The sequence below is a fragment of the Paenibacillus sp. FSL M7-0134 genome (assembly GCF_038007865.1).
Lineage (GTDB): Bacteria > Bacillota > Bacilli > Paenibacillales > Paenibacillaceae > Paenibacillus > Paenibacillus polymyxa_B.
Genome location: NZ_JBBOXV010000001.1, coordinates 465,622 through 481,256, shown reverse-complemented (window position 1 = coordinate 481,256; position 15,635 = coordinate 465,622). Strand labels below are relative to the sequence as shown.

At 47.4% G+C, this 15,635-nt stretch carries 13 protein-coding genes; 11 read left to right on the top strand and 2 right to left on the bottom strand.

Annotated features, from left to right (window positions below):
* Window positions 1-7 precede the first annotated feature (7 nt).
* The 4 genes from NSQ58_RS02035 (at window position 8) to NSQ58_RS02020 (ending at window position 4,732) form a co-directional block, all read left to right on the top strand.
* Window positions 8-1,015, top strand: coding sequence for a glycosyltransferase family 2 protein (locus NSQ58_RS02035; RefSeq protein ID WP_023990627.1), 1,008 nt, complete (start codon window positions 8-10; stop codon window positions 1,013-1,015).
* Complete coding sequence (locus NSQ58_RS02030) at window positions 978-1,397, top strand: GtrA family protein (RefSeq protein ID WP_023990626.1); 420 nt, start codon at window positions 978-980, stop codon at window positions 1,395-1,397. Before NSQ58_RS02035 ends, NSQ58_RS02030 begins: the two co-directional genes overlap by 38 nt.
* Entirely contained in the window at window positions 1,394-2,995 is a 1,602-nt protein-coding gene (locus tag NSQ58_RS02025) for an ArnT family glycosyltransferase (RefSeq protein WP_341056797.1), read from the top strand. The genes NSQ58_RS02030 and NSQ58_RS02025 overlap by 4 nt, the downstream gene beginning before the upstream one ends.
* A 102-nt stretch (window positions 2,996-3,097) precedes the next feature.
* On the top strand, window positions 3,098-4,732 hold the full coding sequence (locus NSQ58_RS02020) for a glycosyltransferase family 39 protein (RefSeq protein WP_076156394.1): 1,635 nt from the start codon (window positions 3,098-3,100) through the stop codon (window positions 4,730-4,732).
* Window positions 4,733-4,807: 75 nt separating this feature from the next.
* On the opposite strand, the gene NSQ58_RS02015 is transcribed toward NSQ58_RS02020, so the two are convergent.
* Window positions 4,808-5,596, bottom strand: coding sequence for an alpha/beta hydrolase (locus tag NSQ58_RS02015; protein WP_341056796.1), 789 nt, complete (start codon window positions 5,594-5,596; stop codon window positions 4,808-4,810).
* A gap of 266 nt (window positions 5,597-5,862) precedes the next feature.
* On the opposite strand from NSQ58_RS02015, the gene NSQ58_RS02010 reads away from it, so the two are divergent.
* Window positions 5,863-7,026: an S-layer homology domain-containing protein gene (locus NSQ58_RS02010; protein ID WP_028542121.1), complete on the top strand. Its 1,164-nt coding sequence runs from the start codon at window positions 5,863-5,865 to the stop codon at window positions 7,024-7,026.
* 71 nt (window positions 7,027-7,097) lie between these two features.
* Here NSQ58_RS02010 and NSQ58_RS02005 read toward each other — a convergent pair whose 3' ends face one another.
* Window positions 7,098-8,516 (bottom strand): VanW family protein, encoded by a 1,419-nt coding sequence (locus NSQ58_RS02005; protein WP_341056794.1) that lies wholly within the window; start codon window positions 8,514-8,516, stop codon window positions 7,098-7,100.
* A 224-nt stretch (window positions 8,517-8,740) separates the two neighbouring features.
* Between NSQ58_RS02005 and ftsE the strand changes: the two genes are divergently transcribed.
* The 6 genes from ftsE to NSQ58_RS01975 all read left to right on the top strand — a co-directional run bounded on the left by ftsE (window position 8,741) and on the right by NSQ58_RS01975 (window position 15,593).
* Entirely contained in the window at window positions 8,741-9,427 is a 687-nt protein-coding gene (ftsE, locus tag NSQ58_RS02000) for a cell division ATP-binding protein FtsE (RefSeq protein WP_023990620.1), read from the top strand.
* Window positions 9,417-10,334, top strand: a complete 918-nt coding sequence (gene ftsX / locus NSQ58_RS01995) for a permease-like cell division protein FtsX (protein WP_013312238.1) — start codon at window positions 9,417-9,419, stop codon at window positions 10,332-10,334. Before ftsE ends, ftsX begins: the two co-directional genes overlap by 11 nt.
* 86 nt (window positions 10,335-10,420) lie before the next feature.
* Complete coding sequence (locus NSQ58_RS01990; protein ID WP_076156385.1) at window positions 10,421-11,704, top strand: M23 family metallopeptidase; 1,284 nt, start codon at window positions 10,421-10,423, stop codon at window positions 11,702-11,704.
* 206 nt (window positions 11,705-11,910) lie between these two features.
* Window positions 11,911-13,377, top strand: coding sequence for a S41 family peptidase (locus NSQ58_RS01985; protein ID WP_023990618.1), 1,467 nt, complete (start codon window positions 11,911-11,913; stop codon window positions 13,375-13,377).
* Window positions 13,378-13,541: 164 nt separating this feature from the next.
* Window positions 13,542-14,858, top strand: a complete 1,317-nt coding sequence (locus tag NSQ58_RS01980; protein WP_076264487.1) for a PDZ domain-containing protein — start codon at window positions 13,542-13,544, stop codon at window positions 14,856-14,858.
* A gap of 177 nt (window positions 14,859-15,035) precedes the next feature.
* On the top strand, window positions 15,036-15,593 hold the full coding sequence (locus NSQ58_RS01975; RefSeq protein ID WP_341056793.1) for a class I SAM-dependent methyltransferase: 558 nt from the start codon (window positions 15,036-15,038) through the stop codon (window positions 15,591-15,593).
* Window positions 15,594-15,635 lie beyond the last annotated feature (42 nt).

Below are 15,635 nucleotides of genomic sequence, written 5' to 3'. Positions count from 1 at the left end.
AGCAAGAATGGAGACAAAAACACCTTTTTTATCCGTCGTCATTCCCATGTATAATGAAAGCTCGCATCTCGAGCGTTCACTTAAGGTAATTGATGGGGTATTGTCTGTTGTCACCTCACGCTATGAACTCATCATAGTAGATGATGGTTCCAAAGACGATACGTGGCTCAAGCTGTCCGAATTGTCCCGTCGTATGCCCTCTTTGCTCGCGCTCCGACTGAGTCGGAACTTCGGTAAGGAACTGGCGTTGTGTGCAGGTTTGGAAAATGCCTCTGGCGATGCAATCATTGTCATGGACGGTGATTTGCAGCATCCTCCTGAAATGATTGGTGAAATGGTACGTTTATGGCAAAATGAAGGTTATGATTTGGTCGAATGTGTGAAAGAATTTCGGGGAGAAGAGTCGGTGGGCAAAAAGCTCGGAGCTTCTTTGTTCTACGCGACCCTGAACCGCTTGACGGGCTTTAATCTCAAGGATGCCTCCGATTATAAGCTACTGGATCGACGAGTGGTGGATGCCTGGATGGCGATGCCAGAACGGATGCCGTTTTTCCGTGGGATGACGGCCTGGCTAGGTTTCCGCAAAACCCAGATTTCATTCCGGGTGGCTCCACGCGAAGAGGGGCCAAGCCGCTGGAGTCCGTTAGGGCTGACTCGACTGGCAGCAGAAGCGATCGTTTCGTTTTCGACAGTACCGTTGCGGGTAGTAAGTCTGATGGGCCTCATTTTTATGCTGATTTCAGTCGTATTGGGGATTCAGACCTTAATGCGCAAATTAACGGGTGATGCTGTGACCGGTTTTACCACTGTCATTTTGCTGCTCTTGATTATTGGCAGTGTACTCATGCTGTCAATTGGTGTGGTAGGAGAATATATTGCCGCCATATATCACGAAGTCAAAGCTAGGCCTCGCTATCTGATAGCAGATAAACGGGCGAATGCTGACCGATTGTGGGTGGACAGGGAGTTTAATCAACATGATCAGACGTTCATATCTAAAGTATCCAATCATTAAATACGGTATTGTGGGGCTGCTGGGTACAGGTATCCATGTTGGTGTGCTTGTGTTGCTGGTGGAGTTGTTTACGGTACCAGCAGTAACGGCTACTACAATCGGATTCGTGGTTACATTGCTCGTTTCGTATGTGCTGAACCGAAACTGGACGTTCGAGCCTACCGGCGAGGGAAGCCGCACCCAGTTTCTTAAATATTTATTGGTCTGTACCTGTGGCTTGCTCTTAAATGCCGCTCTGATGTACGTGACCATTCACTGGATCGGTTGGTCGTATCTGATCGGTGAAGTACTAACTACCATCATCGTGCCTGTTCATAATTATATCTGGAACCGTTACTGGATCTTCTCCGTTCCGCAACAGCGTCAGAAAGAGGTTTCATGATTTTAAGAAAACACGGAAAATTGCTATCATTGTTTGCTTGTATTACTACTCTTGAACTGGCCGTGGGTGTGTATTTTGCATGGCATCTTGGCTATATGCATACCGATGCGCTCAGTCGAGTGGCTAACGCATTTTATGTGCTATACAGTCGTGACCCACACTTGGGTGCTATCGGGTTTGTATGGAATCCGCTGCCCAGTTTGATGGAACTGATTGTGCTGTTGTTTTATCCTTTATTTCCAGTACTCGCTTCCCACGGGCTGGCGGCAGTGATTGTGAGTAGCCTATTTGCAGGGGCGAGCGCGGCATTATTGTATGCGACGGGCAAACAGTTGGGGCTTCACGGTGCAACCAGTTTGCTGATTGCGCTATTATTTTCACTGAATCCATTTATGTTTCTGTTTGGCTTCAACGGCTTGAGTGACTCGCCATATATCTTTTTCATCCTGTTGACAGTGAGTCGATTTTGTATGTGGTTGAAGGATCGCAAGGCGGCGAATTTGATCGTATCCGGTTTTGCGCTTGCACTGGCATTTTGGGTACGCTATGAAGCGGTCCCGCTCGGCGTTGCGATGGCTGTGGGTGTATTGCTGACGATCTTTTTTCTGCACCGGTGGCGTACAAACAGAGAGAGGGTTAGAACGGAATTGTCTTTAAAAGAGCGCCTGTACAAGGTGGAGGCGACATGGCTTCTATTATTGTTGCCACTTGTCTTTTCCGGTCTGCTGTGGCTCTTTTTTAACTGGATTATCATGGGCGATCCGCTTTACTTCTTACGCTCGCAGTATTCCAATTCCACACAATCAGCGGCTTTGTTGGAGGATCAACGCTTTGTGGCCATGTTTGCCCACCCTGTGCTGATGCTAAAGTTTATCGGGCAACGAACCTTATGGTATGCTGCTCCGTTGATTGCCATTTTGCTCATACGACTATTGGACAAACGTCTGTTGAGTTGGAGCACGCTTACGCTATTAGCAATCTTTTTATCGGTGCCAGGACTTCAGCTTTTGCTGATGCTCAAGCAGTCTTCTTTTGGCTGGTTCCGATATTTTATGTATGTATTCCCGATTACGGTTGCCTGGTTGCCGTATGAGCTAAGTTTATTGAAGGGGAAAATGAGGGGGATCGGAATCTCTCTGGTAACAGCAGGAATGTTGGTAACAGCAGGCTTGTTATCCTACGCACTGACGAACCCCGCGATTGCAGCAGATGAACACAGCTATTTAACGCATAGTGGTAATGAAAGCTACGAACGGCAAATTATTGAGCGGAAAATAGCGCCGTGGCTGGATGAGCATTATGGTTCATCTCTCATTTTGACAGATTCTTATGCCGCCTATCCGATCATTTTGAGCAGCAAAATTCCGAAGAAGTTTATGATTACGAGTGATTTTGATTTTGGGGAATCTTTAACGGATCTGCCTGCTTCCAAGGTGGATTATGTCTTGGTCACGCGCTTGGTGGATGGGGTACCGCTGGATCAGGTGAACCGGAACTATCCTGATTTGTTCGAAAAGGGAGCGCCGTGGGCCTCGTTGGTACATGACTTTGACGGTCAGTGGCGACTGTACAAAATAGAGCATGAAGAATCAAAATAATTATGATATTTAGTGCATCGTAGCGGAGGAAAGCATACAGCTGTGGGGTGTGATTAGGCTACAGCTGTATCACCGCAAGAAGTTTGAGGGGGAACGAGAGGAATGTCCTTTCGCAAATGGTCTGCAAGCAGATGGATGGCTATAGGTCTGTTTGTATTTATACTTGCATTGGAACTGTCTGCGGGCATCTATTTCAGCTATGTTCTGGGATATATGCACACAGACGCGCTCAGTCGCGTAGCTAATGCATTTTATGTGCTGTACAGCCGTGACCCGCATCTGGGCGCAATCGGATTTATCTGGAATCCACTACCCAGTCTTCTGGAAATGGTGATTCTACTGCTGTATCCAATCTTTCCGGCATTAGCCACCTATGGATTGGCTGCTGTCATTCTTAGTGCTACCTTTGCCGCTTTGACCGCTATGTTGCTGTATCGGGCGGGGGTCAGAACAGGGCTTAGCTCAGGGATGAGCATCATGCTGGCACTGTTGTATGCACTGAATCCGTTTATTTTACTGTTTGGTGCCAATGGGCTGAGCGATTCGCTATACATATACTTCATTATGATGACGGTGATTGAGTTTGCATTGTGGCTCAAGGATCGCATGACCGCAAGTTTGATTGTTTCTGGATTAGCGCTTGCCATGGCGTTCTGGACTCGCTATGAAGCGGTTCCTCTGGGCGTGGCAATGGCGGGTGGAGTGGTATTGGCGATCATGTTTCTACATCGAAACATGGGCAGACGTGAACTGGCCTTGCGAGAAAAACTGCACAAGGTAGAGGCAACTTGGTTACTACTTCTGCTCCCCGTGGTCTTTTCCGGGCTGTTGTGGATTTTCTTTAACTATCTCATTATGGGGAATGCTTTTTACTTCCTAAATTCGGAGTATTCGAACACGGCCCAATCGGCAGAGCTGCTGAATGATGATAAGTTTGTAGAGATTTTCTCCAATCCGCTGGTGGCCTTGAAATTTATTGCTTCCAAAACACTCTGGTATTCGGTACCGTTGTTTGCTATTCTGTTCATTCGTCTGTTGAGTGGACGCTTGTTCCGATGGGGAACATTGATTATTTTGCTGTTGTTCCTATCAGTGCCAGGGTTGCAATTTTTACTCATGATGAAGCAATCTTCGTACGGATGGTTTCGTTATTTTATGTACGTGTTCCCAATTACCGTAGCCTGGTTGCCCTATGAGCTGAGCCAGCTTCAGGGACGATGGCGGAGGGCAGCCTTTGGCCTGGTGTCCGTCAGTCTGCTGCTTACCGCTGGATTACTTTCCTATGCATTGACTCGCCCGGATATTGCGCCGGATGAGAACAGCTTTCTCACACGAACGGGTAATGTGAACTATGTAAGACAGGAGTCAGATCGTAAGATTGCCGTCTGGTTGGATGAGCATCTGCCGAAGTCTACCATTATGACCGATTCGGCTTCAGCCTACACCATGATTGTCTACAGCCAATATCCAAAACGCTTCCTGATTACCAGTGATTATTTGTTCAATAAGGCATTAAGTTATCCGCAGGATAACCATGTGGATTATATCCTTGTACCTAAGATCATGTCAGGCATGCCACTGAGTAAAATCAATATGGTATATCCGAATTTATATGAAAAAGGCGCTCCTTGGGTCCAGCTTGAACGTGAGTTTAACGGTGAGTGGCGCTTGTACAAGGTGCTACCCAAGTCACTAACTAAAGGATCTCCATCGACGGAGACCACGACAAATCCCTAATGTGCATAAAAATCCCCGAGCCTATCCCTTCGCCATGGTGCGATGAGGGAAGCTGCGGGGATTTTTTTAACCTGTTTAGTGCTCTTTGAGCGGTAGCCACGCCAGTACATCCTGAATTTTCGCGTCCCAGTATCCCCATTCATGAGCTCCAGGACCTTCTTCGTAGGTCAGCGGAACTCCGATAGTATTACATGTTTCACGAAAAGCCTGATTTCCCTTATATAGGAAATCCTCCGTGCCGCAGCATTGGTAGAGCCGGGGAAGTGAGGTCCCCAAAGCAGCATGACGTTGTAACAGTTCCAGCAAATCGTGATCCGTTCCACGTATTTCATCTGGACCAAAAATGTTAAGCCATTCCGCTGGACTCATCGCATTTTGCATAGGATCGGTGTGTGATGCGTGTAAATCCATGACTCCCGAAAGGCTGGCAGCGGCTGCAAAACGCTCTGGATGCTGGAGTGCCAGTTTGAAAGCACCATATCCACCCATAGAAAGTCCGGCTACAAAATTATCTTCACGCTTGTCGGACAGAGGAAAGAATGAACGTGCCAAAGCCGGCAATTCTTCGCTGATAAAGGTCCAATAAGCCGCGCCTTGCTCCATGTTCGTATAGAAACTCCGATGTACCTGGGGCATGACGACAGCTAGGCCCAATGAGGCGACATAGCGTTCAATGGAGGTTCGACGTAACCAGGTTGAATCATCGTCCGATAGGCCATGCAGCAAATACAGCGTCGGATGTGGCCCGGTTCCTTGCTTGCCTTCCAGTCCAATTTGCGAACGGGTTGCCTGAGGAAGAATAACATTCATGGATGTGCTCAGACCAAGAACTTCAGAATAAAACTGACATTGAATAAGAGCCATAAGAAGACCTCTTTTCTTAGGGTTTTGTGACCTCATTGCAGTGTTCCAGCATATGACCGAATATTCATTCAGTATACCTTAGCTTGTCTAAATATACATATCCAAGTGAATAACTAGGCATTAAGTCCCGTTTCTTATTTATCCTACATAAGGAGGGGGTATGGTTATATGGGACGATTTTTTTAATTTGGGGGTTATTTGGGTTTGATTTCTGGTAAAGTGTTTAAAAAAGAATGATGAATCCAATCAGAGGAGGAATTTATAGCATGGGAAAAAAGTTAAGAAATACAGTTACAGGTGTATTGAGTACAGGTCTTATTCTTAGCGCATTCAGCGCAGCGGCAGCTGCTCCTCAAACTACAAGTGGACATTGGGCAGGAGATCAGGTGCAACGCTGGTCAGCCACAGGACAATTGGACGGCGCGGTGAAACCAGATGCGGCAATCACACGTGCAGAGTTTATTGTTCTCCTGAATCGCAGCTTGGGTACGTTCACGCAGGATACTCCAGCAGTGACTGACGTAACGTATGCGGACAGTGTAAAAGTAAACGGTAATGGAAGCAGAACGTTCACAGATGTACCAGCCTCTCACTGGGCATACAACGAGCTGACAAGTGCCGTGAATGCAGGTTACATAAGCGGCTATGCAGATAACAAGCTCAAACCAAATGGTAAGGTAACACGTCAAGAAGCTGCGGCTATCGTAGGCAAAGCTATTGGACTCACTGCCGGTAACGCAGCAGATGTTACTAAATTCATTGACTCCGACAAAATTGGAGCTTGGGCGAAGAAAAGTGTAGCGGCAGCTGCGGAGCAAAAAATCATCAACGGTTATCCGGATGGTAAATTCCAGCCACTGAAGTCGCTGACTCGTGCAGAGGCGATTGCTATTCTGGATGCTGCTTCCGGTTACAACCTGAGCCCTGTTGATAATCTGACGACGACTCCTGGTGGAACGGTGACGGATTCCACATACGGCAATGTGACAGATTCCACTTATGGTAACACGTCGACTACTTCTGGCAGTGAAACAGAAGATAGCAGCACAAGTACCAGCACAGATAGCACGACTACGGACAACTCTACAACCATAGATACCAACACAGATACTGACACAACTACGGATACGACTACAGATAGCACTACAGACACAGCTGCTGACGCGGTTGCAACTACGAAAGCACTGAAAGTCAACGATGTGTATGACGGAGAAGGTACAATTACGGGGACAGCTAAAGCAGGTTCCACAGTAACCGCCTATTCCAACGAACTGCCTATCGGTAGTGCAGTAGCCAAAGATGATGGCACATTTAGTATCAGTGTGCTTGCTCAAAAAGCAACGGTTAGGCTGGTAATCAAAGCTGAAGATGCAGACGGTAACGAAAGTGAGCCTGTAGAAATTTCTGTTTTGGGTAAACGCAGCGAGTAATTTATAGCTAAAATCCCCCTTTCACTCTGTCTGGAACAAGTCCAGCCGACAGTGGAAGGGGGATTTATCGTTTATTCGCTTATACCGTCCTCGACAATAGACTTCTCGGGTTCACGTGTTTGTGGCTCAGACGATGTGCCACCGCCATAACTAGCTATAATGCGTTGCTGCGCTCGATACGTATCGCGGCTGATTCGGGTCCGATTTACGGTTTTTCCGTCCACCTTTTTTACCCGGAATGTTTCTACCACATATCCTTCTTTGCCCTGCCGAAGTACTTGATAGAAGCCGGGGGAAAGGGAGTCATTACGGAATCTCTTCTCCGGTATGGGAAGTATGCGAACCGTATGGGATTCCAGTTCATACGAAACATTGGACGGAAATGTACCAAAAAATTTAACAGTAAGCGTTCGGTTTTGGACAGCCGCACGAAGTAGTAAATGCTTGCCTGTATTGTTTCTAAAACGAAAATTAATGGACCCTGTAGCAAAAGTCGCATCCTGACCTTTGGGCAGGTAGCTGACCGGCAAGGAATGGTTGCGGCGCTCAACAATGTCCAAACCGACTCGCAGTGCTGCATTATACACCGTGCTGGATACCTGACAAATCCCGCCGCCTATGCCGGACTCCAACTGACCGTTCACGATCACTGGAGCTTCACGAAAGCCATGAGTGCGCTCGGCCTTGGCAATCAATTGACCGTAGTCGAATATGTCGCCTGACTTGAGAATTAAACCATCAACGGTGCTTGCCGCTGAATTGACGTTATACACACGTCCTTCCGAGCTGCTGCCGAGACTGGTGGAGAACTGGACGATTTTACGCTCAATCCCTTCGTTACGCAGGCTGTCCACCGAAATTTTCGGCTCCAGCTGAAGGAACGGTAATTCCACTCGTATCGGCTCCTCAGAAGCGGTAAAATCCTTGGGCAGCGCCTTATCCAGTGCGGCGTCCAGTTTGGGCCAATCCAGACGTCGCGCAGAGCGCCCCGGAATATAACGAACCTGATCATTCCCGTCAATCTGACGCACAGCATTGATAGGCATGCCATATCGTTGCTCCTCCCAATCGGCTCCGAATTGGGCTTTCAATATCTCCTTCTGTCGGAAAGATGCGATAGACCATTCCTTTTCGAAGCTAAAACGTGTCTGCACACGAGTCCATAGATGCTCCGAGCTGAGCGCCTTAACGGCATTCCGAAATGCCTCCGCTTTATAACGAATCCCTGCTTCCCCGAGTGTAAGTTTTATATCCTGTGCACTGCTGTCACTGTCCGTCAGAAGCAGTGGGCGTTGCTTTAATGCATCCAGCTTTTTATCCACCAGCCGGAGAGCGGATGTGTAATCCATGCTTCCTACGTTGACTCCTCCGACCCTCACTCCCTCCGGCAGCGTTTGTCTGTCGGCGTACAGATGAAGTCCCCCCCACAACATGGCCAGCGCCAGAACACCAGCCCATATCCAAATGACAGATAAATGAATTTTTTTCATAATGCAGATGTCTCCTGTCTGATAAGCTTGATAGCGTACTCGTGTGCCATATTATTCATATATATGTGCCAAAAGCAGAAAACTTTCGGTACTATTTAGGTAACAAATTTGTTACAATGATAAACGGTATGATGAAATAGAGAAGTTTTTAAAGGAAATGCATGGAATATGTCGAATGGATATTAGGTTATGCGTAATATGATTAAGCAGCGGGAAGTGATCGAGTGATTGAAATGCAGGATGTGTGGAAGACCTATACTAACGGAACCCACGCACTTCAAGGAGTATCGGTCAGAATTGACCGTAATGAATTTGTATACGTAGTCGGCCCGTCTGGAGCGGGGAAATCGACTTTTATGAAGCTTATTTATAGAGAAGAAGTACCTACCAAGGGGCAAATTTCAGTCAATGGTTTTAATATCGGGAAGCTCAAGCAGCGTAAAATTCCCTACGTTCGTCGTAACATCGGAGTCATTTTTCAGGATTTCCGCCTTTTGCCGCGTTTGACGGCTTATGAGAATGTGGCTTTTGCTATGGAAGTTATTGAAGCTCCCAAGAAGCTGATTCGCAAACGGGTACCAGAAGTGCTTGAACTGGTTGGCTTGAAAACAAAAATGAATCGTGAGCCTGCCCAGCTTTCCGGTGGGGAGCAACAGCGTGTAGCGATTGCACGGGCCATCGTAAACAATCCTTCCGTGATCATTGCCGATGAACCTACGGGAAATCTGGACCCCGAGACATCGTGGGAGATCATGCAGTTGCTGGACGAAATTAATTTTAGGGGTACGACCATTGTGATGGCGACCCACAATAAGGACATCGTGAACTCCATGCGTAAACGCGTAATTGCTATTGAGAATGGCAACATCGTAAGGGATCAGGTAAGAGGGGAGTACGGATATGACTTTTAATACCTTCTTACGTCATGTGCGGGAAGGTTTCAAAAACATATTCCGCAATGGCTGGATGTCCGTGGCATCCGTCACCTCGATTATTGTGTCATTACTTATATTGGGCGTATTTATCATGCTGGTGCTCAACGTCAATTCCCTGGCTGATCAGGCAGATAGTCAGGTAGAGGTTAACGTATTTCTGGAGCTAAATGTAGAGCAGAACATGCGCGAAACACTGCAAAAGGAAATCGCGGCGATGCCGGAAATCAGCAAAACGACCTTTGTGACTAAAGCTCAGGGTTTGGAGGAGCTGCGCAAAGATTTGGGAGACAGCGGCAAGGAGCTGCTGGAGGGTTTTGACAAGGACAGCAATCCACTCCCGGACAAAATTGTGGTAGAGGTTATTGAACCAACAACGGTTCCATTTGTGGCTGAAAAGATTGAGAAGCTGAATACGTTGCATCCAGAGAAACCGATTTTAAAGGTTCGTTATGGAAAAGGCACCGTAGAGACGCTCTTTACGATTACGAAGCTCATACGTAATGTAGGCTTTATATTCGTCGCCGGACTGGCGATCATGTCCATGTTCCTTATCTCGAATACGATTCGCGTGACCATATTGGCACGACGCAGAGAGATTGGCATTATGAAGCTGGTCGGTGCGACCAACTTTTTTATACGCTGGCCGTTTTTTATTGAAGGCGCGCTTATTGGTCTTATTGGTTCCCTTATTACTGTAGGTATTTTATTTACTGGCTATCAGCGTTTGCTGACCGCCGTTCAGGGCGATATAGCTCTGAATATGTTGAAGCTTATGCCACTTGAAGGCATTTGGATTCAGTTGAGTGCATTGCTGATTATTTTGGGTATGCTGGTCGGAATTGTTGGCAGTACCCTGTCTATGCGCAAGTTCTTAAAAGTATAAAGAAGCGTTGGCTGGACGTCGTGGTCGGTATCAATTAGAACGGGGAAGCCCGGTGTTATTTTGCGATAAAGGATGGGGAGTGCAAGTTGAAAAAAACAGGATCTGTGTTGGCCGCTACCTTGGTAGCCGCATTGCTAATCCAGCCTTCTGACGGATATGCCAAAAGCATGAGTGAAATCAATTCGCAGCTGAACCAATTGGAAAAGCAGGCCCAATCTGCCAAGCAACAACAGGAAAAGGCTGCTCAAGATAAACAGTATGCCCAACATTACAAAAATAAAACCGTGCAAAACCTGAAAATTGTACTTGATCAGATTAACAGCGTCAGTGATCAGCTGACTCGTGTTGCGGTTCAGATTGATCAAACGGAAGATAATCTGCGTGCGACTAAAAAAGATTTAGCTGAGGCAATTGATCGTATCCAGTCACGGGAAAAAATGCTGGAAACTCGTGTGCGTTTGATGTATACGGATGGAACCGTCTCATATATGGACGTGCTTATGTCTTCGTCCAGTTTTAGTGACTTTCTCAGCCGGGTAGATTCCTTGAAAACGATCGTGGAGCAGGATCAAATCCTGTTGGACGAGCATAAAAAGGACAAGGCATTGGTCGTAAGCAAGAAGAAACAGCTGGACACGGAATATAAAAATGCCAAGAAGCTCTATGCGCTCAAGCAGGACGCCAAAGCAGAACTGAATTCGAAGGAAAAAGAGAAACAAAGACTGATTTCCAATTACGATCATGATATTGCTGAGTCAGATGAAATCAGTGAAGAGCAAAATGACATGCTGGTAGCACTCGCTAACAAGCGTGTGGGTCTGGTGCAGGAGAAGAACAAGCTTAGAGCGGAGCAGGCTGCCAAAGCAGCACGCGCTAGAGCGGCTGCACGTGCGGCTGAAGCCAAACGATATGCATCTTCATCCTCAGGTGCCGCCTCGAATTCCAGCCATGCGGCAGCCAGTACGTATACAGGCGGAACGGGCACATTGGCTTCGCCTGTATCCCATTACCGACTTTCATCTACTTTTGGCATGCGGGTACATCCGATTACCGGCAAGCTTAAAGGCCACACAGGTGTTGATATGGCGGCTCCTCAGGGAACCGATATTCATGCAGCCGAAGATGGTGTTGTCATTGTTGCCGAATGGTGGAGTGGCTATGGAAATACGGTTGTGATTGACCATGGAGACGGGCTATGGACCCTATACGGACACATTCGCAATGGCGGTACGGTGGTTCATACCGGGCAGACTGTGAAACGTGGTCAAAAAATTGCAGAAGTTGGTTCGACGGGCAATTCCACAGGACCTCACTGTCATTTTGAGGTGCGCGAAAATAACAAACCTGTAAATCCGATGAACTATTTATAGTAGATAAGGTAAGCCCTATTTATAGCCATTACGGTTGTAGATAGGGCTTTGCTGTAATGGTTAATATCCGATGAAGAACATGTGCATTGAGACACGGAGTAGGATACAATTAACATATTCCGTACAAGCTAGACGTATACTTCGTGGATGGATATGCGTTGTAAGGCAATAGGATACAAGATAATGAGAAGGCGGTGGACGATTAGATGTTGAAAAAAAGTACAGCGATACTCTTGATGGTGATCGGGCTGCTTGGCGGCAGTCTGCTCACTTTTGCCTATACTGGAACGACTACAGTAGGGAACAGCGCTCTGGGCGAAGGACTGCTGGCGAGTGTGACAGGTAGCAGTTCTACCTCCAGAAGTGATATCCGCAAAATCGAGACGGCGATGGACCTGATTCAGGGACAATATTATCAGGATGTGGATCGTACCAAGCTGGTGGATGGCGCCATCAATGGTATGATGGAGTCGCTCGGCGACCCGTATTCCTCTTATATGGGTAAAGAAACTGCCCAACAATTCGAGCAATCCATTGAAGGTTCTTTTACTGGGATCGGAGCCGAAGTAGCTGCCGAAAACGGGAAAGTAGTTGTAGTCACGCCAATTAAAGGCTCCCCGGCAGAGAAGGCAGGGTTACGCTCTAAGGATATTATTTTGTCTGTTAATGGTGAAACACTGGACGGATTGGATCTAAACAAGGCCGTTTCCAAAATCCGTGGGCCTAAAGGCAGTCAGGCAAAAGTCAAAATTCAGCGCAGTGGCTCTCCTGATCCGCTCGAATACACGATTACCCGTGACAACATTGATATGGAAACTGTAACGGCTCATATGGAAAGCGACGGTGTAGGCGTCATCACGATCACCCAGTTCTCCTTGAATACAGCAGAACGTTTCAAGGAAGAGTTAGCGAAGCTCGAAAAACAAGGGCTTAAAGGGCTCGTCATTGACGTGCGTAATAACCCGGGCGGCGTGCTTTCCGTGGTCATTGATATTGCACAGCAATTTGTACCTTCTGGCAAAACGATTGTACAAGTGGAAGACAAGAATCAGAAGCGTGAAGAAGAGAAATCCAAAGGATCACGTAAGAACTATCCAGTGACTTTGCTAATGAATAAAGGCAGCGCAAGTGCGTCCGAAATTCTGGCAGGTGCTCTCCAGCAATCAGCAGGTGCTGTGTTGATCGGGGAAAATTCCTTTGGTAAAGGTACTGTACAAACCAGCTATGACAAGCAAATGGGTGACGGTAGCCTGCTCAAAATCACGATTGCCAAATGGTTAACGCCAAATGGAACGTGGATTCATAAAAAAGGGATTAAGCCGAATATTGCGGTGGAACAGCCTGAATACTTCACAGCAGCACCGTTGAACAAGGAAAAGTCCTTGAAATACAATATGAATAGCAGTGATGTGAAAAATGCACAAATCATTCTGCAAGGCTTGGGATACAAACCAGGTCGCGAGGATGGCTATTTTGACAAAGTAACTGAAAGCTCTGTTATTGCTTTCCAAAAACAAGCGAAGCTGACGGCTAGCGGCATCATTGATGCGAAGACAGCAGCAGCGATGGAAGCCAAGCTGATTGAGAAAATTCGTGATCCGAAAAATGATAATCAACTCAAGCAGGGGATTGAAGAGATTCGGAAGGAAATGAAGACAAGCGCAGCGAAATAATAGTGAGGCTACAACAAGGGGGCTGGAAACAGCCTCCTTTTATATTGGGATTTATTTGCAGTCTGTCGGTTTGTCTTCCCTACGTTGGCAATTTCATATAGAATAAATGGATATGAAATGTACGTGATCCGCTATACAGCGGGCCAGGGGCATAAGGAGTGTGAATGGACTTGGAATGGGCATTACAATGGGGATGGAGCGTCTTGAATGCTTGCTTGTACCTGCTTTTGCAGCCGTTTTATTATATCTCAATACTCATTGTAGCACTTGGTTATCGTCGGCAAATGCTGCTGGAGCGCAAGCTATTTCATACCAAAATGCATAGCTGGACTGCAGAGACCTGGCGTGTCGTATGGAGTGGTTTGCTTGCTGGAATGGCGCTATCTGCTCTGGGAATGTTCGTCAGTGTGCATCTGAACTCGGCTTCCATCGTGTGCCTGTGGGTAGCGACATTACTGCTCATGCTGGTACGCGTCCGTTACCTGTGTCTCGCTTATTCGGTAGGTCTGCTAGGTGTGGTTCAGTTTTTCTTAAACGTGGCCAGTGGCTGGCAACCTGGGGGAGCGCTCGGAACGTCAGTAGCAGCCATCCGCGGATTGGATATTCCAGCACTGTTGGTGTTGGTCGCCGTGCTGCATGTGGCTGAGGCGCTGTTGGTTCGCTGGCAAGGGGGGAAGGCGGCCACTCCGCTGTTTGTCGAGGGCAAACGGGGAAGATTGGTTGGCGGTTATCGTATGGAAGACCTCTGGCCCATTCCGTTGTTGTTGTTGGTACCGACTCAGGGAGGCTTCATGCTTCCCTGGACACCTTTGTTCGGCGGCGATGCCGGAACCGGGTATATGCTGGCAGCCTTGCCAGTCCTAATGGGCTTCAGTAGCGTGACGCTAGGCCAGCTACCACGACAGAAGGCGGTACTTACTTCGAACCGTTTGCTCCTGTACAGTGTGGCTTTACTTCTGCTGAGCTTGCTGGCTGCTTGGTGGAATCCGCTGATATTGCTCGCAGCATTATTCTCCTTTCTGGCTCATGAGGCGCTGATCTGGTATGGTAATATAGAGGAAAGTCGTCTTAGCCCGATGTTTGTCCATCCGGAGCAAGGGATGCGTGTTCTCGCTGTGCTGCCAGACAGTCCAGCGACAGCCATGGGCATACTGCCGGGCGAGGCCATTTACCGCGTGAATGGGGTTGTTGTGAATACCCGTGCCGAGTTACACCAGGCCTTGCGAATCAACTCTGCTTTTTGTAAGCTGGAGGTACGCAATCTGCAGGGCGAGAGCAAGTTTGTGCAGCGAGGCATGTACGATGGCGATCATCACCAGCTAGGGGTCGTGCTTGCACCGGATGCAGACGCGAGCTGGGCCGTATCCATACAGCCAGCCTCCATCTATCGGATTGTTGCCATGCATATAGGCGCACGACGACGTAAAGCTGGACAGGCATCGCAGGCAGAGGGTGCACATTTGGATACCATGGACAAATAGATGTTACAACAAGAGGGTAGTCATTATTTGATTAGAGTCGAATAAGGCTACGCTCTTTTTATATGCCGACAGTAGCCTGCTTGAAATCAATATTCTGATCGGTATACAATGAATATGTAATAAGAAGTGTTGATGAACCGAATGCCTATCATGTGTGTCAAGCAGGGAGAGAAAAAGATGAACGCGATTCACTTTATTCGAGAGTACATCAGGCATCCACGTAGCGTAGGCGCTGTTATACCCAGCTCAAGACAGTTGGCCAAACAAATTGCCACACCGATTTACTTTGACAAAGCATCGTGCATTATTGAATATGGTGCAGGAACCGGTGTGTTTACGCAAGAGCTTATTTCGAACAAGCGTCCAGAAACGCTACTTTTAGTGATTGAAGCTAATGAATCGTTTTACAAAACGCTACAAAGCAAGTACGGACACCTGGAGAGGGTACACATTATTCATGGATCGGCTGAGCATGTAGCGCAGTATATACGACAGTATGAGGTCCCAAAAGTGGATTATGTCGTGTCAGGGCTCCCTTTCACCAGCTTGCCCGCTGCATTATCCAGCCTCATTTTGGGACAAACGGCTGAGGTTTTGGGCCAGGAAGGCAAATTTATTACGTTCCAGTACAGCAAGGTCAAACACAATTTTTTTCGCACCTTTTTTGCTGACATTCAGATTAAAAAGGTAAACTGCAATGTCCCTCCCGCTTATGTGTTCACTTGCAGCCTGTAACCTTGCAGCTATGTAGAGGATTAGAATAAATACGAATGTGAA